This is a genomic window from Acinetobacter sp. ANC 4973 (assembly GCF_002135275.1).
Classification (GTDB): Bacteria; Pseudomonadota; Gammaproteobacteria; order Pseudomonadales; family Moraxellaceae; genus Acinetobacter; species Acinetobacter kyonggiensis.
Genome location: NZ_NEGM01000003.1, coordinates 231,351 through 252,735, shown reverse-complemented (window position 1 = coordinate 252,735; position 21,385 = coordinate 231,351). Strand labels below are relative to the sequence as shown.

23 protein-coding genes and 2 tRNA genes are annotated in these 21,385 nt (G+C 37.9%); 17 read left to right on the top strand and 8 right to left on the bottom strand.

The window, feature by feature from the left end:
* Positions 1 to 43 precede the first annotated feature (43 nt).
* The 3 genes from B9T30_RS05885 to B9T30_RS05875 are packed head-to-tail and all read left to right on the top strand — an operon-like array spanning position 44 to position 4,481.
* Positions 44 to 1,096, top strand: a complete 1,053-nt coding sequence (locus B9T30_RS05885) for a TerY-C metal binding domain-containing protein (protein ID WP_086184175.1) — start codon at positions 44 to 46, stop codon at positions 1,094 to 1,096.
* Between the two features lie 40 nt (positions 1,097 to 1,136).
* Positions 1,137 to 2,924 carry a PP2C family serine/threonine-protein phosphatase gene (locus B9T30_RS05880; protein WP_086184174.1) on the top strand — a complete coding sequence of 596 codons (1,788 nt, stop codon included), beginning with the start codon at positions 1,137 to 1,139 and terminating at the stop codon, positions 2,922 to 2,924.
* 27 nt (positions 2,925 to 2,951) lie between these two features.
* Positions 2,952 to 4,481, top strand: coding sequence for a helix-hairpin-helix domain-containing protein (locus B9T30_RS05875; RefSeq protein ID WP_086184173.1), 1,530 nt, complete (start codon positions 2,952 to 2,954; stop codon positions 4,479 to 4,481).
* Between the two features lie 2 nt (positions 4,482 to 4,483).
* Here the strand turns inward: B9T30_RS05875 and B9T30_RS05870 are convergent, their stop codons facing one another.
* From B9T30_RS05870 to B9T30_RS05850, 5 genes are read right to left on the bottom strand one after another with little or no spacing between them, the layout of a single operon-like run.
* Positions 4,484 to 5,416 (bottom strand): HpcH/HpaI aldolase/citrate lyase family protein, encoded by a 933-nt coding sequence (locus B9T30_RS05870; RefSeq protein WP_086184172.1) that lies wholly within the window; start codon positions 5,414 to 5,416, stop codon positions 4,484 to 4,486.
* Entirely contained in the window at positions 5,413 to 6,573 is a 1,161-nt protein-coding gene (locus tag B9T30_RS05865; RefSeq protein WP_086184171.1) for a cysteine protease StiP domain-containing protein, read from the bottom strand. The genes B9T30_RS05870 and B9T30_RS05865 overlap by 4 nt, the downstream gene beginning before the upstream one ends.
* Positions 6,566 to 7,345: a hypothetical protein gene (locus tag B9T30_RS05860; protein WP_086184170.1), complete on the bottom strand. Its 780-nt coding sequence runs from the start codon at positions 7,343 to 7,345 to the stop codon at positions 6,566 to 6,568. Before B9T30_RS05860 ends, B9T30_RS05865 begins: the two co-directional genes overlap by 8 nt.
* Positions 7,335 to 8,456, bottom strand: a complete 1,122-nt coding sequence (locus B9T30_RS05855) for a phosphoribosyltransferase domain-containing protein (protein WP_086184196.1) — start codon at positions 8,454 to 8,456, stop codon at positions 7,335 to 7,337. The genes B9T30_RS05860 and B9T30_RS05855 overlap by 11 nt, the downstream gene beginning before the upstream one ends.
* A complete protein-coding gene (locus B9T30_RS05850; protein WP_086184169.1) occupies positions 8,456 to 9,472 on the bottom strand; it encodes an ATP-grasp domain-containing protein in 1,017 nt (338 codons plus the stop codon). Before B9T30_RS05850 ends, B9T30_RS05855 begins: the two co-directional genes overlap by 1 nt.
* 294 nt (positions 9,473 to 9,766) lie before the next feature.
* On the opposite strand from B9T30_RS05850, the gene B9T30_RS05845 reads away from it, so the two are divergent.
* The 7 genes from B9T30_RS05845 (at position 9,767) to B9T30_RS05815 (ending at position 15,994) form a co-directional block, all read left to right on the top strand.
* Positions 9,767 to 10,963, top strand: a complete 1,197-nt coding sequence (locus tag B9T30_RS05845; RefSeq protein WP_086184168.1) for a TerD family protein — start codon at positions 9,767 to 9,769, stop codon at positions 10,961 to 10,963.
* 43 nt (positions 10,964 to 11,006) lie between these two features.
* Positions 11,007 to 11,582 (top strand): TerD family protein, encoded by a 576-nt coding sequence (locus B9T30_RS05840; protein ID WP_086184167.1) that lies wholly within the window; start codon positions 11,007 to 11,009, stop codon positions 11,580 to 11,582.
* Positions 11,583 to 11,602: 20 nt separating this feature from the next.
* Positions 11,603 to 12,673: a DUF475 domain-containing protein gene (locus B9T30_RS05835; protein ID WP_086164898.1), complete on the top strand. Its 1,071-nt coding sequence runs from the start codon at positions 11,603 to 11,605 to the stop codon at positions 12,671 to 12,673.
* Between the two features lie 21 nt (positions 12,674 to 12,694).
* Complete coding sequence (locus B9T30_RS05830; RefSeq protein WP_086164897.1) at positions 12,695 to 13,273, top strand: TerD family protein; 579 nt, start codon at positions 12,695 to 12,697, stop codon at positions 13,271 to 13,273.
* 105 nt (positions 13,274 to 13,378) lie between these two features.
* Positions 13,379 to 14,665, top strand: a complete 1,287-nt coding sequence (locus B9T30_RS05825) for a vWA domain-containing protein (protein WP_086184166.1) — start codon at positions 13,379 to 13,381, stop codon at positions 14,663 to 14,665.
* Positions 14,666 to 14,674: 9 nt separating this feature from the next.
* Complete coding sequence (locus tag B9T30_RS05820; protein WP_086164895.1) at positions 14,675 to 15,397, top strand: TIGR00266 family protein; 723 nt, start codon at positions 14,675 to 14,677, stop codon at positions 15,395 to 15,397.
* Between the two features lie 12 nt (positions 15,398 to 15,409).
* Positions 15,410 to 15,994 (top strand): TerD family protein, encoded by a 585-nt coding sequence (locus tag B9T30_RS05815; RefSeq protein WP_004649611.1) that lies wholly within the window; start codon positions 15,410 to 15,412, stop codon positions 15,992 to 15,994.
* Positions 15,995 to 16,250: 256 nt separating this feature from the next.
* Here B9T30_RS05815 and B9T30_RS05810 read toward each other — a convergent pair.
* Positions 16,251 to 16,326: transfer RNA gene (locus B9T30_RS05810), tRNA-Gly, on the bottom strand.
* Between the two features lie 40 nt (positions 16,327 to 16,366).
* A tRNA-Gly gene (locus B9T30_RS05805) sits at positions 16,367 to 16,442 on the bottom strand.
* 234 nt (positions 16,443 to 16,676) lie between these two features.
* Here B9T30_RS05805 and B9T30_RS05800 point away from each other — a divergent pair.
* The 5 genes from B9T30_RS05800 to B9T30_RS05780 all read left to right on the top strand — a co-directional run bounded on the left by B9T30_RS05800 (position 16,677) and on the right by B9T30_RS05780 (position 19,525).
* A complete protein-coding gene (locus tag B9T30_RS05800) occupies positions 16,677 to 16,988 on the top strand; it encodes a BolA family protein (protein ID WP_086164893.1) in 312 nt (103 codons plus the stop codon).
* Positions 16,989 to 17,001: 13 nt separating this feature from the next.
* Positions 17,002 to 17,394 (top strand): SirB2 family protein, encoded by a 393-nt coding sequence (locus B9T30_RS05795; protein ID WP_086164892.1) that lies wholly within the window; start codon positions 17,002 to 17,004, stop codon positions 17,392 to 17,394.
* An 82-nt stretch (positions 17,395 to 17,476) separates the two neighbouring features.
* Positions 17,477 to 18,319, top strand: coding sequence for a ParA family protein (locus tag B9T30_RS05790; RefSeq protein ID WP_086184165.1), 843 nt, complete (start codon positions 17,477 to 17,479; stop codon positions 18,317 to 18,319).
* Between the two features lie 8 nt (positions 18,320 to 18,327).
* Positions 18,328 to 18,717, top strand: coding sequence for a hypothetical protein (locus B9T30_RS05785; RefSeq protein ID WP_086164890.1), 390 nt, complete (start codon positions 18,328 to 18,330; stop codon positions 18,715 to 18,717).
* A 217-nt stretch (positions 18,718 to 18,934) separates the two neighbouring features.
* On the top strand, positions 18,935 to 19,525 hold the full coding sequence (locus tag B9T30_RS05780; protein WP_086184164.1) for a LysE family translocator: 591 nt from the start codon (positions 18,935 to 18,937) through the stop codon (positions 19,523 to 19,525).
* Positions 19,526 to 19,552: 27 nt separating this feature from the next.
* On the opposite strand, the gene B9T30_RS05775 is transcribed toward B9T30_RS05780, so the two are convergent.
* Positions 19,553 to 20,185: a DedA family protein gene (locus B9T30_RS05775; protein WP_086184163.1), complete on the bottom strand. Its 633-nt coding sequence runs from the start codon at positions 20,183 to 20,185 to the stop codon at positions 19,553 to 19,555.
* A 192-nt stretch (positions 20,186 to 20,377) separates the two neighbouring features.
* On the opposite strand from B9T30_RS05775, the gene B9T30_RS05770 reads away from it, so the two are divergent.
* Positions 20,378 to 20,794: a DoxX family protein gene (locus tag B9T30_RS05770; RefSeq protein WP_086184162.1), complete on the top strand. Its 417-nt coding sequence runs from the start codon at positions 20,378 to 20,380 to the stop codon at positions 20,792 to 20,794.
* Positions 20,795 to 20,929: 135 nt separating this feature from the next.
* Positions 20,930 to 21,298: a NirD/YgiW/YdeI family stress tolerance protein gene (locus B9T30_RS05765; RefSeq protein WP_086184161.1), complete on the top strand. Its 369-nt coding sequence runs from the start codon at positions 20,930 to 20,932 to the stop codon at positions 21,296 to 21,298.
* Positions 21,299 to 21,385: the final 87 nt, after the last annotated feature.

Here is a 21,385-nt window from a genome sequence, read left to right as displayed (position 1 = left end):
CTTTATATTTGATTGATATAACAAAAATAAGCTAGGTAAAAATATGCGCCGATTACCCGTTTTTTTCGTCATTGATTGTTCTGAATCTATGGCTGGACAGCCTTTACAGGCAGTACAGGAAGGCATTGACTTTATCATGAGTGGTTTGCGTACCGATCCCTATGCTTTAGAAACGGTCTATGTTTCAGTGCTTGCTTATGCAGGAATTGTAAGGACTTTAGTACCGTTGACAGAGCTTTTTGCCTATAGAAGTTGTGAACTTCCTTTGGGTGGAGGTACACATTTAGGCAAAGCACTTGATCATTTGGCTAAAGAAATTGAACGTTCTGTGATGAGAACGACGGCAGATGTCAAAGGGGACTGGAAACCGATTGTATATTTATTTACGGATGGTCGTCCGACAGATGATTATGAAGATGCAATTTCTCGTTGGAACGCTAAATATGAAAACAAAGTTACATTAGTCGCTATTGGTTTGGGACAAGATGTTGATTTTTCCATATTAAAACGTTTAACAACAAATTGTATTTCACTGACCCAGATTGATCATGAATATGTCAAAAGCCTATGTAAATGGATTAGTGCTTCTGTTGTTTCACAGAGTATTAGTGTTGGGAATAATCAAGAAAAACAAGATCTTTTGCCATTGGATGAGCGGTATATGCATTTGGCTAAGGAAAAGCTTTCGTTCCGAAAAGGTCGGGTTGATGATCGTACGGTTACATTTATAGGACGTTGTCAAAAGCTTCATCATCCTTATATTTTAAAATATACACGTCACTTACAGTATGGCGAGCTTTCTGATGTAAATATCAATTTATACAATTTTAAATTACAAACCTGTACCGGTATTTCAGAAGATTATTTTAGTTGGACAGATCATGCTGCTGAAAAGCCTAAAATTAATACCTCTGTTTTAGAGGGCGGTTCTAATTGCCCTCATTGTTATGCTGAAACAGCTTTTGCAATGTGTGCATGTGGCAATTTGATGTGCTATGACGGATACAGTGAATTTGCAGTTTGTCCATGGTGTCTGCGTCAAATTAGTTTTTCTGCATCAGGGGAAGATTTTAATCTCACTCGTGGGCAAGGTTAAGGCATAAAAATAGCAAAATGGTTCAGACTGGGGGAAAGTGATGATTGAATTTAAATGTAAAATAAAAACATTGTTAGAAAAAAATGAAATAGGATTGAATGATCAATTTATTCGCTATATTTCTACTGATGAAAATTTAGGACAATTATCCAAGTTATTACAAGCCTTGCGCCTGAACCCAAAATCGGGTTTAGGAATCGGAATTTCCCAACCTGAACAAAAGCAAAATTTTGCTCAAGAAAAAGCCGCTGCGCCATTAAAATTGACCGAAATTGAAGCGCTTGAGACTGCCATTATAGAACCCGTTCTTCAATCCAATAATGATCCCGTCAATACAGCAGAAAAAATATCTAATCTTTTTTTAATGCCAGAGGAAAGCGCTAAAATACAGTCTGCGGTGGTGAGATTAGAAGATCAACGTGAAACTGAACATCCTGATTTAGGTCAATCAATTGAAAATAAAGTCGATGATATGGGCACGACTTTAAAGCCTCATTTTAACAAAACGGAATCAGTCGTAGATCAAGTGAATATTCAAGATGCTATTCACATAGATACAAGTACCCTCAATCAAAATAAAAATAGAGCCGAAATGACCGACGTATTTAATAACGTATTTGCAGATGAAGTAAAATTTCAGGTCGAGAATGCTCGTGTAGGTCAACCCTACCAATCAAGCATTATGGTGATGTCTAAGCATGATCCTAAACAGATTACTTTTAAATCAGACAGTTTTAAATTTGCTGAGCATGATTTTTATTTTGATGATGAAACACAGACTGTCCAAGGTAAGCCTGAAATCGCAGAAGAACTAATCTTTTCTTTTCAATACTGTATTAAAAATGAGACTCGCACGGCAAAGTGCAAAATGAATATTATTCCTGATCCACGAAATTTATGGAAAGTACTTGAGCCTGAAGCAGAACAGCCTTTTATTAAAGCCCATACAGAACAAAAAATGATACAGACTGAAGATTATAAGATCATTGCAGCCAGTCGACGTGGTCGCTCACATGAACATGGCGGGACATTTCGTGATGATGATTTTACCATCATGCATATTCCAAATAGCGCATGGTCAGTGATTGCCGTTGCTGATGGAGCGGGGAGTGCAGAGTATTCTAGGGAAGGTTCACGTATTGCCGTGGAAATTGTGCAAAGTGAATTCCAGCGTTATTTACATGATTACACCATCGACTCTTTAAATGAGGATATCCAAAAATGGCGAGTGGGTCATCAAGATGAGCAAACCAAAGTCATTGCAAATAAATTGAATCAACAATTTTTTCATGTTTATTATGAAATTTATAAATCTATTATCACTCAAATAGAACAACACGCTCAAGACATGGGTGTGGCTGCTAAGGCCTTTTCAACAACTTTATTAATCGCGGTACTGTGTCACCAGAAAGATAAAACTTTTATGAGCACTTTTTCAGTCGGTGATGGCGTCATTGCAGCCTATAGCGATGCGCTGGTTCGCATTATGAATGTTGCGGATGGTGGAGAATATGCAGGTCAAACCAAGTTTTTAGACCGCAGTATTGGGCAAGAATTGGGCGCTCGGATCAAAATTGGATGTTATAGCAATATTGATGCAGTCATGGTGATGACCGATGGGATTTCAGATCCTATATTTGAAACAGAGGTTGGATTGGCAAACCAGCAAAAATGGAAAGACTTATATGGTCAATTAGCCCCGTTATTCCACACTGAAAATGCGGCAAGTAAGCTTTTGGAATGGATGCATTTCTTTACGCCAGGCCATCATGATGATCGTACCTTGGCGGTACTTTGCAATAAAAATAAGGCAGAGTTGCTTCAGTAAAATAGTTTAAAGATCAGGTGAATACATATGTCTGCAAAGATTATTAAGTGCAACACTGTAGATGGTAGAGCAATTGAATTTGTTGATGAAGTGATTGCTTCAGGCGCAATGAAAGATGTTTATTTTTCCCCTGACCGTAGTTATGTGGTCTGCTTTTTCAGTAAAGAAAAAAATAAATTTTATGAATCAAAAGCAGCATTAGAACAGCAAAAAGATCGCTTAAAAGAAATTGTTGGCAATAAGTGGGATGGTATTTTTAATGGTGTCGGTGGCGATTATTGGAAAAATATTTTTTGTTGGCCTGATGGACTCATTGAATACAATGATTTGTTAGGAATCACCGCGCCTACTTATAAGAAATATTACTTTTTTGCTTATGGTTCAAAAAATAACGATTTTTTAAAAATCAAAGGCAAGGAAAAGGAAGGGAAGTGGTTTGCGAGTGCCAATAACCAAAACCGCTTTTTAGATGAGCGCGAAAAAGGAAGTTGGCTGAATTACCTGAAAATTGGTATTTTAATTTCACGGGCTGTACGTCGAATGCATGCTGCTGGTTTAGCACATTCAGATTTATCTTATAAAAATGTACTGATTGATCCCGTGACAGGCAGTGCTTGTGTAATTGATGTGGATGGTTTAGTCGTTCCAGGAAAATATCCACCTGATGTTGTGGGTACACCTGATTTTATTGCACCTGAAGTGGTGATGACCAATCATTTATCTAAAGAAGATCCAAAGCGGTTTTTGCCCAGTATTGCAACAGATAAACATGCTTTAGCTGTGCTGATTTATATGTATTTGCTATATAGACATCCACTGCGCGGTGGCAAAATTCATGATATGGATGATCCACAAAAAGATGAAAATATGGGCATGGGGGAAAAAGCATTATTTGTTGAACACCCAACGGATCATAGTAATCAAGTGAAGTCTAATCAACTGAAATCATCACAATTACCTTGGGCTGATCCCAGTCAAATTTCATATCAAGTCACTGGACCCTATTTAACAGCATTATTTAATAAGAGTTTTATTGAGGGTTTACATGAGCCAAGTAAACGTCCATCTGCCAATGATTGGGAAACAGCCTTAGTTAAAACGGTCGATTTAATCCAACCCTGTCACAATGCAGCATGTAGTCAAAAATGGTATGTATTTGATAACACAACTCAGCCAAAATGCCCATTTTGTAATACCGCTTTTATCGGTAAATTACCGATTTTGAATCTTTATTCAGCGCGTCAACAAGGGAATTATAGACCCGATAATCATCGTTTAATGGTTTGGACAGGACAGTCTCTATTTGCATGGCATGCCAATAATATGATTGCACCCAATGAGCGTTTAACATCAGAACAAACGACACGTAAAGGCTATTTTGTCTTGCATAATGAGCGTTGGTGGTTAGTCAATGAGGGTCTTACAGATTTGACGGATGTAACAACCAAAACGGTGATCCCGATTGGAGGTAAAATTGAACTCAAAAATGGCGTTCAAATTTTACTTTCAAAACAAGAGGGTGGCCGTTTGGCTGTAGTACAGATGGTTGAAGCCTAGCGTTAAAATGTATTGAGCATGAATTTATCTTGGATAGATGCTTGAGACTTACATAAACCAAAAGTTTTATAGCGTAATAAAATCATTTCTGCCCAATTACGATGGGTCGCTGGTTCTAACATGGAGCCGTGGCTTTTAAATACACTTTTAGCATCTTTCGATAAAATTTGCTCTGCTTCATGAAATTCTTCGCTATTGATTTGAAAGGCGCGATGAATATATTCAATTTGCGAGGGGTGAATAGCCGTTTTGGTATAAATCCCGTTATTCATATCTTGGCATAATTCATCCATCAGCAATTGCGTATGGTCAATATGTTCACAGACTGGTGAACTGAGTTGAAAGCCAGATGGAATAAATAAGCCTGCCAATTGTGAAATTAACATGCCCACTGGCGTTTGGTAAATTGTACTGTTTTTAGGACGGCGTAAATGCAAACAGGACAACAGATCATTACCGCCAATTCTTAGACATAGGGTTTTATGAAAGTCATATTTGAGTGCTTGATTAAGCTCCATATTATGCCCCATATCAAAAATTTCTTTGGTTTCAAGCGTTGGCATTAGGTTAATGCTGGGCGGTAGCACTTCCATCCACTGTTTTAGATCGTGCAGCGTAAACTTGGGTAAAATCATGCCACTATAGGTGTGATTTAAGTCCCAATCGACAATGTGTTTCGCCATTTCAATATTTCTAGGGCGAATAAAGAGCGCAGGTGCTTTTAAGTTGGGTTGCTCTAAGCGCTTTTGTAATAAAAGCTTTAGATTGACCATTGCAGTTTGAACATCTTTTTCCAATACGGCATCTTCTAAACAGACCGCAATAGATTTTAGTATCGGAAATTTAATGCCTTCAGTCACGTTCCATAATTGCTCATGGGTTGCAGGAATATACATGGTTGCACCCAGTTCAATCGCATGTTGCAGTTGTTTCATTTATTTTTCTCGACTTTTTTTATCAGAGTCACTGCATGATATGGACCTAACTTGGCACCTAAAATATCTACGGGAATATTCTGTTCTTTGGCAAAATGGAGTAGCAATTGTACATGCGGATTGGATGGATCACGGATTAATATTTTTTCAGGAATGCGTCTTAATACAGCACGTGTGGCTTCTGCAATGCTGGGTTTAATATGATTAATATTTTTAATCATATAGGTGTCAGAAATCCAATCAATCGTGTCTAAACAAATTTTTTGTTGCTTGAGTCGAATGTGATTATTCCAATCTGCCAAATCGGTATGCGGATTTTGTTGAATAATATTTAAAATTTTGTCTGTAAACTCGACCGAAATATCATGCTGAGCCAGATGTTGATAAACTAAACAGCTATGCCAGTTATTTGGATCGGAGCAATTTTTTTTTGCCAGATCGAAATCGATGGTATCTTTTAAAATCGTCCGTGAGATCAAACCTGAAATCACAGATCCTAGCATCCCAAACGGAATCAGCCAGTCCTCACAGCTGGCACTTAGCCATGAATAACCGCCTAAATCGGCTAAGGTCACAAGGCGAGGAACCTCCCATCCTGCATCAAATAATGCTGGATAATCTGCCAAATTTTGGGTTAATTCTCGACAAATTGCACCCTTACCTGTCCAGCCATCCACAAAAACAATATTTTCCGCGCCGTGTTGCTCAATAATGGCATGTAAGGCGGCAAAATCAATACCGCGATCACGGATAATACTAATCCCGTAATGCTCACAATCCTGATGCTTGTGAATATAGTGTTTAAGGAGTACGCCTAAAGGAACACCTGCCCGCACTAAGCTAACCAAAATAATCGGTTGCTTGGGAAATCGAACCATCAATGAGTTGCCAATCTTCTGCACATCATTAGCCAGACGTTCAGCACCTTGCTCAAAAGCGTATTCAAAATGTCGCATTTGCTCATCTGTAGGCGGATGCTCGACACTAATCATTTGCGAGTAATGTTTTTTTCCTGATTGAATCAGGTATTCTTTTTCAGCGACTGGTGTCGGGTCTATTTCATCAATATTGAGCAAAAAGGTTACATCTTCAGGTCGATAAGAGCCATGGAAACCCAGTGTTTTAAGACTAGATGGTAACGCATGGTTTTTATACATGTCCTAAATATCCTTTTGAATGATGATCTTGTACTAGATTTTGGATTAAAAACTTATCCAGCTGACTATTTTTAGGCATACCAAACCAATCACAGCAGCCTAAAAAGCCTGCATCAGACAAACTGTCGCCCCAACCTAAAATGGCACGTTCGCGATTTGGGTCATATTTATTGATAAAAAATTCCACCGCTTTTTGTTTAGACACAAATTTGGGAATAATCGCCAAATTATTGCCATTGATATGCACATAGCAGTGTTCAAGTACTTCAGCGGGTAAGTTTTCAATCATTTGGTGCAGAAATAAAGGCGCAGGATCATTTTGCTTGGCAACGGTATAAACTTTCCCACCATTTTCTTCCATCGTCCAAGTTCGAATTGAACCCAATGGTTTGGCATAATCGAGCAAGAGCGCTGGTAAATTACTCAGTAATTCATCCAGTTCAGCTGCTGCCTTGTGCTGGATGGCAAGCCATTCCTGATCAACCTGTTGATCTGCTGCTAAAATAGTTCCACCATGTGAGCATACAGCACCATGCAAAAAAGGAAGATGTACGCGCTGCAAGCCTGCAACTGAGCGTGCAGTCACAGGAATAACATCAGCAGATGCCAACAACCAATTCACGAAAATTTGCTGTTTGGGAAGCATATAAGACAGCGGCTCACCAAATTTATCTAGTGTGGCAATTTTATGTAGTGGTGTCGGGGTACTTTTACGATTTGTTTGAAACAGCGTGTCATCTAAGTCAACAAAAATTAACGGCTTAGGATTCATAACTAATAATTTCCAAATTTTCTATTTGTTCAAATAGGAGAGGGTCAACGCTATTCTGTGCTGTTTCAATGACCAATAAAACCCGATCAAACTGTTGATGTTTAACGTTATAGGCATAATTATTAATATTTAGTCCATAATTGTCTTTAAATGAACAAATACTTTCAATGGCATGACCTTGCTTGATGGGAGAGCGCGTGGTTGAACTGTAATAGACCTCAGCACCTTGCTGCTCTAATTTCTCGGCGATCAAAAATGGAATCCAGCTAAACTCTCCTGAACCTAAGACCAAGATTTTTTCATTAGGCCGAGTGGGCTGAATATTTTGCCAAGCGCTACAATTGAGAAAGGTCGGTTCGCGTCCCCAATCATGAGGGGCAATAATTTTTTGTGCTTGCTGTTGGGTTGAACTAACATCTGGCATATCAATGTCAATATGTTGTTGGTTCTGCTGCCACTGCCAATGACCATGTAATAATGACACGACCTCAACAGGAATCCCTAAGTCATCAGTGACTAAATGTTGTTCCGCCCAATTGACCAAAGTCACCAAAATAATCCGTTCTACCTGTTGTAAACCCGATTTTTTCAGACTCAAGATTAAATTTCTAAAGGTCTTTCCTGTTGAAATTTCATCATCAATTAAAATGAGCGTTTTTGATGCAAGAATATGTTGATGCTTAAGCGGATCATGGCTGGATAAAATAAATTGATCTTGTGCATGGCTATGTTCTTCTAAAAATAAACCTAGCGTAGGCAACGTTTTAACTGGATGCCGCGTGGTGGTTAAAAAGATGGCATTTTGCCCAAAATCTTGTTTCAGCTCGCGATAAACGCCTGCCCCTAAACCCACTGCGGTCTCCGCCATACCAATCACACTAATTGGATAGGGCAGATCTTTAGGAACGATTGCAGCAAGGTCTTGATAACTTCTTTGCATAGTCGACGGTGCAACGGGGATATGTTTTCCAAGAACTTTAGAAACAAATAAAAATGCACGTTTGGGATTAATTCTTTCTGCAAAGCTGAGCAAATCATCCAATTTCCATTGTGGATGATGCTGATTCACAGTCACACTAATACGACCACGACTTAAATCAATATGTTTTATCAATGCTTACAATCCATTTTTATACTTTGTGTAATGGGTAAAACTTGAACGACGGGAACCAGTTCAGTGTGTTGCAGTGCTAATTGCAATTTTTTAGCCATCAATTCTGCAATTAAATTAATACCCGTATGTTGTGTATAGGCAAAACCACCTGCGGGGCGAGGGTTAATTTCTAAAATATGCCATACACCCTGATTGTTTTGCTTAAATTGCACATTGATCAATCCATCACATTGGAAATGTTGGACCAGAACTTTGCAGATTTCATGACAAGGATGCTCGATATAGCATTCCTGATAAAATTTAAATTTAATTCGAGTCACTAAGGCTAAAATTTCCCCATGGCTACAGGCAATATCGACAGAACATTCTTGCCCAGTTAAAAAAGGCATAATTAAATATTCAATAGGTTGATCTAATTGAGCATATGCTTCTATAAATTGTTGCGTATTACACTGCGTATTGAGTTGAAACTGCTTAAAATATGAAACGTCATTCAACAGTTGGACAAAACCAGAACCATATACGCCATACACCGGTTTTGCACAAATACGTGAATATTTTTGTTGATAATCTTCAATCGCTTGCTTTAATCCAACTGCATTATCCACTTTCGTGGCAGGAATGTTGGGTAAGTTCAAACTTTCACAAATTTGTCCAAATAAAAATTTATTGTTAATGTTTTCCTGTTGTGTAACGCCAATGGCACCCGTTATGAGTTGAATATCATGACGAGCAAATTCTTCACGAAATTTTTCAATAAATTGACCGTGTTTTCCACAAAATAGAAGTTGAATGGCATGCACTTTACATTGTTCTAAAAGCCAAGTTGCGCTGTCTTCAACGGGAGGTTGTTGAAAAAAATGATCTGCGTGCAGTTTTAGTTCTGGGCGTTGTTTACTATGAGAACAAAAAATTGTCAGATGATCAGTTAAATTTGAGCGTTTTAATAATTGAATAATGTCATTTTGACAGGAATAACTTTCAGCAATCCAGATGTTGTAGTGCGATTTCACAGTTGATTTGATCTCAATTTTCTTGAATAACAATTATTAATTTGTGCTTTTGATATATACCGCGTCAGGAATATATAATTTTTCATGCTGTTGGCGCAATGATTTTCTAAGGCCAAATATGCAATTGCAGAAATTGATTAAAAAACTCAATTTTGCTATTGAGCTTAAAAAAAATATGTTAAAACAATAGAAGCTTATTTAACTCGTTTTTTGACGAGTAATCTCAATTTTTATATTAATAATTCATATATTTAATGAATTAAAAAAATATTACGATCTCTTAAGAGGGTGTCTATGCAACTTGTTGCTGGTGGGAATATTGGTTTAGTCTCTGAGACTGTTGAAATATTAATCAAAACAAGTGTTTCTACACAAATTGAGCTTGATCTTACGGCATATCTTTTAGCACAAAGTACGCAAAAAGTGCGCGGTGACCAAGATATGATTTTCTATGGACAAGCTCAAACACCGAACCAGAGTGTTGTGTTGGTTCAATCTACATCAAATGATCCCTATTTAACTCAACTTAAAATTAATACAGCATTGCTTGATCCAGAAATTCAAAAAGTCACCTTATGTGCAACGATCAATGAACCGAATAATTTTAGTCGAATATCGCCTATTCATATGGAGCTTTTATCGGGGAGTCAAATTATCGCCAATGCAGTCGTAGAGACTCAAGCCAAAACTGAAAAAGCCTTAATTTTGGCTGAGGTGTATAAGCATAATGATAAGTGGAAATTTAGATTTATCAATCAAGGCTTTAATGGCGGTTTGAAACCTTTGGCTGAAAATTTTGGTGTCGTGATTGAAGAGACTCAAAGTAACATTCCACTAACACCAACACCAACACCAACACCAACACCAACAAAGTCGAGTCTTAATTTGTCAAAAATTAAGTTAGACAAAAATAATTCTAGAATTAATTTAACCAAAAAAGGCACAGGTTTTGGCAAAATTTTGGTGAATTTAAACTGGAATAAATCCGCACCTAAATCCGAATCCTTTTTTCAAAAATTAACCCGTTCCAATTCAATCGACCTAGATTTGGGTGCAATGGTGCAGCTTAAGGATGGCAGTATTGATTTAGTTCAACCCCTTGGAAATCGCTTTGGTCATTTTGAACAAGTCCCTTATATCAAATTAGATGCAGATGACCGCACGGGCGCATCGATTAATGGTGAAAATTTATATATTAATGGCAATCAATGGGATCGCATTGAGCGAATTGTCATCTATGCTTATATTTATGAAGGTGCAGCACAATGGGCCGCAACAGATGGTGTAGTCACCATTCGTCTTCCCGATCAACCTGAAATTGAGGTGCGTTTAACCGAAGGTAATCAATTAACGACTTGTGCAATTGTAGAATTAAAAAATATAAATGGCGAAATTCAAGCCAATCGAGAAGTCCGTTATTTCAAAGACCAACAATTTTTAGATAAGTTTTATCGCTTTGGTTTCCGTTGGACTCAAGGTTCAAAAGATTAACTGTATCAATTTAATTTACATGTAATAAAGAAGAGGGAAAATTATGGCTATTTCATTAAATAAAGGTGGAAATCTATCTTTAAGTAAAACTGATCCATCACTCAACCAAGTCTTGATTGGGCTGGGTTGGGATGCTCGGGCTACTGATGGCGTAGATTTTGATTTGGATGCTTCGGCATTTTTATTGGCCGCAAACGACAAAGTTCGTGGTGAAACAGATTTTATTTTTTATAACCAAACTCGCTCTCCAGAAGGTTCTGTAGAACATACTGGCGATAACCGTACAGGCGCAGGTGATGGTGATGATGAAGCCGTTAAAATTGATTTGGCTAAAGTGCCCACTGAAGTGCAAAAAATTGCCATTACCGTCACCATTCATGATGCAGAAAGCCGTGGTCAAAATTTTGGACAAGTGCAAAATGCGTTTATTCGCGTCGTCAATGATCAAACGAATGTTGAAATTGTACGTTTTGACTTAAATGAAGATTACTCGACAGAAACAGCGATGATTTTTGGCGAGTTATATCGTCATAACGGTGAATGGAAGTTCAGAGCTGTAGGCCAAGGTTATAACGGTGGTTTAAGTGCCATGTGCCGTCAATATGGCATCAGTATTTAAACGCTATTCTTAGGTGAAAAATGAAACATTTCCGTTTTTCGATAATCTTTAGCATTATCTGCTTGGCCATTTCAGCATATTGGGGTTTTACCCATGGCCCCCAAGCAGGCTTAATGGCAATGTTCAAAGTATTGGCTATTACTGCAATTTTAGCTGTCATGGAGGTATCGCTCTCCTTTGATAATGCAGTCGTCAATGCCTCTGTGTTGAAACATTGGAACCAATTTTGGCGCACCCTGTTTTTAACAGTGGGTATTATTGTTGCTGTATTTGGCATGCGACTAATTTTTCCCTTGCTTATTGTGGGTGTCACAGCCGATATGAGCATGATCGAAGTTGCTCAATTGGCGTTAAATGATCCCAAGTCTTATTCAGAAAAACTGATGGCTCATCATGCTGAAATCGCAGCATTTGGTGGCATGTTCTTATTGTTGGTATTTCTGAACTTCTTGTTTGATGATGAAAAAGATGAGCATTGGTTTCATTGGCTTGAATCAAGATTAGCCGATTTAGGCAATATTCAAGCGATTTCAGTCTTCATTTCATTGGTGGTTCTACTTATTCTCGCAAGCTATATCCCTGATGCATCACGTTTGGTGGTAGTGATGGCTGGAATTTGGGGTATTGTCGTCTATGTGGGGGTGAAGGTCATTGGTCATCTATTAGAAGGCAGTAGCAATGATGATGAATCTGAGCAATCAAATGGCGCAACTGCAACAGGCACGATTGTCAAAGGTGGTATTGGTGGTTTCTTATATTTAGAAGTATTAGATGCATCTTTTAGTTTCGATGGTGTAATCGGTGCTTTTGCAATTACCAGTGATGTGGTAATTATTATGCTGGGTCTTGCCATTGGTGCGATGTTTGTCCGCTCAATGACAATTTACCTTGTTGAAAAAGGTACGCTTGATGCTTATGTATATTTAGAACATGGTGCACATTATGCAATTGGTGCACTTGCGTTCATTATGCTGGCGAGCGGCACAGGATTACATATTCCAGAGGTTATTACAGGATTGGTGGGTGTTGCCTTTATTGTTTGGGCGGTCATCTCTTCAATTTCATATAGTAAAAAGCAACAATCTTCATAAACGAAAGTTAAGGAAACAAAAATGGCTATTAATTTATCAAAAGGCGGAAATATCAATCTTTCCAAAACTGCTCCGACAATGAATAAAGTCGACTTGGGTTTAGGTTGGAATCCACGCGCAACTGATGGTAAAGCATTCGATCTAGATGCTGTCGCATTCTTAACGGGTGAGGACGGTAAAGTTCGTTTAGATGGTGAATTTATTTTCTTCAATCAAAAAACATCACCATGTGGATCGGTTAACCATAAAGGCGATAACCGTACTGGCGATGGTGAGGGCGATGATGAAACAATTTCTGTCGACCTTTCTAAGGTTCCTCAAGAAGTTGTAAAAATTGTTTTTGCTGTGACAATTCATGAAGGACAGCAAAATGGTCAAAACTTCGGTATGGTTGATAAAGCCTATATCCGTGTGATTAACCAAGATGCGAATGCAGAAGAATTGGCTCGTTTTGATTTATCTGAAGATGGTAGCACTGAAGTTGCGATGATTTTTGGTGAATTATATCGTCACAATGGTGAATGGAAATTCAAAGCAGTCGGTCAAGGCTTTAATGGTGGTCTTGGCGCTTTAGCAGCAAGTTATGGTGTTGCAGTTTAAGTAAATAAGTTAAGTACTAAAAGAGTCATCTTTTAGTACTTGAAAGTAATTGATATAGATCTATTTATATTGAATTATTTTCAAGTACTAAATTAGAGAATCAAAATGCAGTTAGTTTCTGGACAAAAAATAGCGCTAAATCAACTGATTCAAAATGATACGAAATTTACTTTACGTGTGCACTTTAACGCACCATTTGATGTCGATATATCAAGTTTTGCTGTGGGACAAAACGATAAACTTTTCAATGATGATTATATGACCTTTTATAATCAACCTCAGACACCTTGCGGTGAAGTGCAATATCATCAGCAAGAAAACGCCAATTTATTTACTTTTGATTTAAGTAAAATCAACGTAGCACAGACCCCACGATTTGTGATTTGTGCAACAGTGGCGAATGATCAAGCCATGATGCAAAATATTCAAAGTGGTCAAATTTCTCTTGTGAATCATCAAGGCGAAGTTTTGGCCAATTACCAATTAAATCCATCAAATTTTAGCCAAGAAAAAGCGGTCATGCTGACTGAAATTTACTTTAAAAATGATCTGTGGCGAATGGCTGCTATTGGACAAGGTTTTAATGGCGGATTAAAGGCTTTAGTTGCTTATTTTGGAGGGGAGGTTGCTGAAGAGATCTCTTCTCCTATCCATCCCGCTGCTAAACTTGATTTAAAGAAAAAAGTGATTTTAGCTAAAATTGAAAATGCGGCGCCACATCTATTAGATCTCACTAAAAAATCATTGATGAGTTTAGAAAAAAACAATCTGTTGGGCATCAAAGCGCGTGTTGCTTTGGTTCTCGATTATTCAGGTTCAATGAACCAACAATATAAATCGGGTGATGTACAACAAGTGCTAGATCGAATTATGCCTTTGGCTTTGAATTTTGATGATGATGGGAGTTTTGAGTGCTGGGCATTTGCAGAAAAAGCACTTCGTTTAAATGATGTGCGTCTTGATAATTTAAATAACTATATCGCTTCAGAACAAGGAGGCTATAAAAAATGGAATGCGGGAGCTGGCTATAATAATGAGCCTGCCGTTCTTGAAGAAGTATTGGCTTATTTTAATAAAGACAGTTCATCAAACTTACCTGTATATATTGTTTTTATTTCTGATGGTGGTGTTTCTGAAGCTAGAAAAATTAAGAAAATTTTACAAGAGGCATCATCACAACCTATATTTTGGCAATTTGTAGGGATTGGGGGGCGAAATTACGGCGTGTTAGAAAAATTAGATACCATGGAAGGCAGAGTGGTAGATAATTGTAATTTCTTTAAAATAGATAATATTAAAAGTATTTCTGAATCAATGTTATACGATTTTTTACTTCAGGAATTTCCGATATGGTTAACAGAAGCAAAAAATAAAAATATCGTGAGTGGATAGGTAAATATAATGGCAGAATTTAATCTTGTTGGCAGTCCAGAACCTTTTTTACATGTCAGTATGAAGCAAGGTGAAGCAATTTATTGTGAATCTGATGCCATGGTTATGGTTGAACAGAATCTTGAAGTTGGCGGTAAATTACGTGGCGGAATTTTCCAAGCATTTATGCGTAAATTTACCTCTGGAGAGTCTTTGTTTCAACAGCAAATTAAAGCCGTTAAGGGGGCTGGAGAGTGTTTGTTATCACCAAATTTGGATGGTGATATGCAGATTCTTGATGTGGGTCAACGACAGTATATTTTATCTGATGGCTCTTTTGTTGCAGCAACCGAACACACCATGATCAAAGCAAAAGTGCAAAGTAATATAGGTGGTGCATTGTTTGGGGGCACGGGCGGTTTTGTGGTCATGGAAACCAGTGGGCAGGGTAAAGTCTGTATTTCTGGTAGTGGAACCTTACTCGAGCTGGATATTACACCAGAGCAAGGTGAAGTCACCATCGACAATGGTCATGTTACCGCTTGGGATGCATCGTTAAATTATAATATTGGCATTCCAAGTTCGGGCAGTGGTGGCTTTGTTGGCAATATCGTCAATAGCTTTACGAGTGGTGAAGGTTTAGTGATTAAGTTTCGTGGACATGGCAAAGTAATTGTGTGTTCACGTAATCGTGCGAGTTATTTACAGTGGTTAGCTACGGCTTTAGGTCGTGGTCATTCAAATTCAAACTGAGGTGAATTATCAATGGGCATTAGTTTAGTTAAAGGTCAAAAAATTTCTTTAGAGAAAGGTGATGGTTCATCTTTAACTAAAATATTTCTTGGCGCAGGTTGGGATGTCGCAAAAAAAGGCGGTTTACTGGGTATGTTCGGTGGTGGCGGGGATTCGATTGATCTCGATGCCTCTGCAATCGTTTTTGATGAGAACAACAAAGCTTTAGATAGCATTTGGTTCGGTCAATTACAGAGTCGTGATGGCAGTATCAAGCATTCTGGCGACAATCGTACTGGTGATGGCGCAGGTGATGATGAAGCGATCCATGTGGATCTGACTCAAGTTCCGAGCCAAGTAAAATCAATTGTATTTACAATTAGCAGCTTCCGTGGACAAACTTTCGAAAAAGTTGAAAATGCTTTTTGCCGTGTAGTTGATGCGACAACCAATGTTGAAATTGCAAAATATAATCTTTCAGCAAAAGGTAATTATACCGCGTTAATTATTGCTAAAGTTTATCGTCACAATGGTGCATGGAAAATGTCTGCATTAGGCGAAACCTGTAATGGCAAAACAATTCAGGATATGGTTCCATCCATTTTACCTATTTTATAAAGTAGTTTAATTTCGTTAAAGTGGCTTGATGAATCAAAAACTTGGTTTGTCAGGCTTTTTAAGTATATATGACTTTGTTTTATAAATTTTTTAAGGTGAAACCATTAAATTTGAAGTTTTAGAGTCGTTCACTTAAGCAGGATTAAGTTAAATTATATTGCGCCAAGAAAGAATCAATCTGCATGAGACATATTGAATTTAAATATATTTAAACATAAAAAAAGCCCCAGTCTTTCGACTAGGGCTTTTTTGAATTTGGAGCGGGAAAAGAGACTCGAACTCTCGACCCCAACCTTGGCAAGGTTATGCTCTACCAACTGAGCTATTCCCGCTTATTGAGCAGTTTTTAATAAAAACTTACACTAAAAAATTTGGAGCGGGAAAAGAGACTCGAACTCTCGACCCCAACCTTGGCAAGGTTATGCTCTACCAACTGAGCTATTCCCGCATGCCGTGTATAATACAGCATGTGAAAATGTGGTCAATCATTTTGTGAAAAAACTTGTATCAATTGCATAAAATAAAACCATTTTCCCCAAAGTGGGTTGTTTTATCAGCAAAGTTGATAGCCGTAAGAAAAATTTGAGCTGGAAAATGATGAATGATTCTGGAACGACAGGCAAAAGATTGAATCAGAACACGTTATACTGAAGCGAGAACTAGAGCCTTTGGGAGTATTATTTTGAATTTAGAACAGCAATTAATTCAACGATTACAAAGTTTGTCACCAAGCCATTTAGAAGTGGTGAATGAATCATCTGGTCATGGTGGTTATTTCCCAGGTAAAGAGTCACATTTTAAAGTGGTTGTGGTGAGTGATGCTTTTGAAGGATTACGTTTGGTACAGCGTCATCAAAAAATTTATGCTGCCGCAGGCGACTTACTCAGTCCTGGAGCGATTCATGCTTTGGCGATTCATGCTTTTGTTGCTTCGGAATGGCAAGGTCAAGCGACTGCTAGCCCTGAATGTGCGCATGCACCCAAATCTAAATAAGGAATATTGAAAAATGGACATGCAGCTGACAGTTAAAATTGTGCATATGATCAGTGTGACCTTACTGATTGGTGTGGTGATTGCGCGCGCTTTTACTTTATTTGTAGGCGTTCAGGGCAATCAACCGAATCCTGTAGCACGTAAACTTTTTGTGGCATTACAACATCTTTCAATGACTTTAATTGTTTTGACGGGTCTGACCTCTTTAGTCATTAAAAACTTTGAGGTGCAATCGTGGTTTTATGCCAAAGTCGTATTATTTCTGGTCTTATTTTCATCTTTAATCAAAGCTTATAAAAAAGATGATCATATTTTATTGCTACAACGTCGTGCAGGCTTAGCCATTGCTGTGGTGGCATTGATTGCGATAATTGGTCTGGTGATGTTGAAGCCTAATTTCGGCTAATTGTTAGACATTATTATTTGTGCAGCAATCGGTCTAGGTTAAACTGCAAACAATACATAAATATAAAGCATGGAGGTTATTAATGCGGACACGTGTAGTTTTTAATCAAAAAGGTGGGGTCGGTAAATCTAGTATTGCCGTGAATCTGGCAGCAATCAGTGCATATCAAGGTTTTAAGACCTTGTTAATTGATCTAGATCCACAAGCCAATTCTAGCCAATATTTATTGGGTGATGATGCAACGTATTCGGCGGATAAACCCGCTTTGGAGCCGAATATTGAAAATTATTTTGAAGAAATGTTGGGCACAACACAAAGCAAAGGGCTTTTGAGCAACGCGATTGGTTCTATTCTAAAAAATCGTGCCAAAGGTTTACAAAGTTATGTGCACTCATCTCCTTTTAAAAATTTAGATGTGATTCCTGCAAGCCCAACCTTGGGTGCGCTAGCCTATGCTTTAGAATCGAAACATAAAATTTATAAATTGCGTGATGCTTTACAGCAGTTGGAGGGAGAATATGAGCGTGTTTATATTGATACACCGCCAGCATTTAACTTTTTTACCCTATCGGCTTTAATTGCTTCGGATCGGGTATTGATTCCTTTTGATTGTGATGTTTTTTCAAAACGTGCTTTACAGACCTTAATTGAAAATGTCATCGAAACACAAGATGATCATAATGATCGCTTGGAAATTGAAGGGATTGTGGTGAATCAATTTCAAGCACAAGCAAAATTACCACGTGAAGTGGTACAACAACTTAAAGATGAAGGTTTACCCGTTTTAGCCAGCATGTTGCCGCCGTCAATTTTGATGAAGGAATCTCATTTTAAAAATCAGCCTCTCATTCATTTGGCTACTGATCATAAATTGACGCAAGCCTATCAATCGTTGTTCAATGAAATTGAGCAAAATAAGATTTGAGATTTCCTATGAAAAAAATTTATGTCAGCCTATTCATGGCAAGTAGCGTTTTATTAGGTGCATGTGCGACCACAGTAAAACCGACTTATATATCACCCACGCAGTATCAAGCTTTGAACTGTCAACAATTACAAAGCGAATATAACCGTATTCAGCAATATGTCGATAATGGTGTGCAACCTGCTAAGCGTACTGGCGTAGGTGTCGGTGTTGGATTGGGTGGGGGCTGGGGCAGTCGTGGCGGTTGGGGCATTGGTCCAAGTGTTTCAGTGAACATGGGGCAGTCTTCTAATACGAAAAATACTGAACTAGCACGTCTTTTAGGTGAGCAAGAAGCGGTGGTTCAAGCGGCAAAATTCAAAAATTGTCCCATTATTATTCGTAATAAAGCACAATAATGATCGGAATAAGCACACTGTTGTTGCGCTTTGAGAAACAACAGTGTGATAAAATATTAGCAAAATGTTTCAATAAAATATAATAAATATCATATGTTTAATTATTTACAAGATGGTATTTAAACGCTTGAAGTCATATTTTTTGATCGAAAGACTTGTCACTTTTTATGACTTTCATATAAGGTGTGTCACTGTTTAATGGTGATGTTAGGTCTGTATGATTGAGAGTTGGCTTTTTGTATTGGCAGTGATTGCGGTTCTGATGATTCCCGGTCCGACCAATGCATTACTTGCAAGCTCGGCACATCAAAAAGGGGTGGCAAAAACCAGTCTTTTTATTCCAGCAGAGCTATTGGGTTATTTTTATGCCATTAATTTGTGGGCATTATTTATCCATTTATGTAGCCCAACGTGGCCACATTTAATCAACTTATTACATTTACTCAGTGCCCTGTATGTTTTTTGGTTGGCTTTTCATTTATGGAAATCATCCCATTTGGAACAGCATAGTCAACGCTATCCATCTATTCGACCTCGCCAACTGTTCTTTTCGACCTTAAAAAATCCAAAAGCTTTATTGTTTGCTGCGGGCGTATTGCCGCCTGAAACTTGGCAGAATCCGAGCAATTTTATTTTAGTTTTTGCTGTGTTTGCTTTGGTACTTTTACCAACGGTGATGTTTTGGATGTCTTTTGGACGTGCGATTTTGGCAGGTCAATCAAAGCAAAAAAAAGCCGATCTTTTATATAAAGGATCGGCCATGTTATTGCTGCTGTGTATGTTACCCGTGGTGATGCGGTTTTTTTAACACTTACACCTTTTATCACACGCGTATTTAATGGCTCTTTTTCAGCTTTTGACGAATGAAACCAATAATACCGGGAAGTACACTAATAATAATAATGCCAAAAATAAGATGGGTAAAATTGTCTTTGACAATCGGCATATTGCCAAATAAATAGCCCAATGTAATAAATGAACCAACCCAGCAGATTGCACCAATCACATTAAAACTAAGAAAAAATTTGTAATTCATATTGCCTGCACCCGCCACGAATGGAGCGAAAGTGCGAGCGAAAGGAACAAAGCGTGCAAAAATAATGGTCTTGCCACCATGTTTCTCAAAGAACTTTTGCGTGTAATGTAAATGCTTTTTATTAATAAAACGTGATTCCATTTCAAATACACGTGGCCCGATAAATTTACCAATATGATAATTCAGTGTGTCACCGAGTACGGCCGCAATAAACAATAGCACCACCAAAACAAAGGGATCCATCACGCCCGTTGAGGCAGCTAGCGCACCTGCGGCAAACAATAAGCTATCACCCGGTAAAAATGGCATCACCACTAAACCCGTTTCTACAAAAATAATTAAGAACAGAATGGCATAAATCCAGATGCCATAATTGGTGATAAATTCGAGTAAATGGTCATCAACATGTAATATAAAATCAATCAGTTCCATGGGGTCACAGACAGCGAAAATGTGCTGAAATCCTAGCAGTCTAAGGTATGAAAGTCAGTATAAAAACGTAAATAAATTCCAGTTTAATCATTCTATATTTGCAACGATGTATCTACAAATAGCTGCTTTATTCAGCAAAAAAAACAGCCTAGTATCAATCCATCATCACAAAAATATTGAATAGGTCACCTCATGTTAAATCCGAATGTTGTACTAAAAAATCTGCTACAAGGCCCACAGGCCGATGCTTTGATCAGTCTCATTGCGCGTGTTCTGATGGCTTATATTTTTATTATTGCAGGCTGGGGGAAAATCACGGCTTATAGTGCAACTGTTGGCTATATGGAGTCGATGGGTGTACCCGGAGTCATGCTACCTTTAACCATTTTGGTTGAGTTTGGAGGTGGTTTGGCGTTGTTATTGGGTTTTCAAGCACGCTTTGCTGCATTGGGCTTAGCGGTATTTAGTTTGATCACGGCTTTCCTTTTCCATAATGGTGCAGAAGATGCAATTAATTTTATGAAAAATATGGCCATGACGGGTGGGCTATTGTTCTTGATGTTACACGGTGCGGGTAAATTCAGCCTAGATCATCATATTGAAAAATAATAGATTGATTTTTAGCGTTATAAAGGGTGATTTTATCTGGCTTCAATGGCCTTGAAATTACAAAAAGTCAGCGTACAGAGGGTTCAAATTTTGTTTAGATAAAATTTTAGCGCACTTTAGAATAGGAAAATAAATATGCATAAGATTTTGATGGTTATTCTATTCACTAGTTCTATTTTTACAACGGTAAATACTTGGGCGGGTAAGGACGATCATATTATTATTCGAGAAGCTGCAAGCAATCAGGTGAAAGTGGCAGAGGTTAAAAATTTAAAAGACGAAACTGCTGTCACTTTAACGGGTATTTTGGTGAAGCATTTAAACCAAGAACATTATGAGTTTAATGATGGCACAGGTTTAATTTTACTTGAAATCGATGATGATCTTTGGAAATCGGCAGGTGTTCAGGTGGGTGACAAAATTATAGCCATTGGTGAAGTGGATAAGCATCGTTATAAACCAACCGATATTGAAGTGGTTAAAATAGAAAAAGTGATGGATTGATTGCTATAGAGCACCCGAAAAAGGGTGCTTTTTTAGTGCTGAAATATAATGCAATCAATTGAATGTGTGCCTTGGATGAATGGTGTG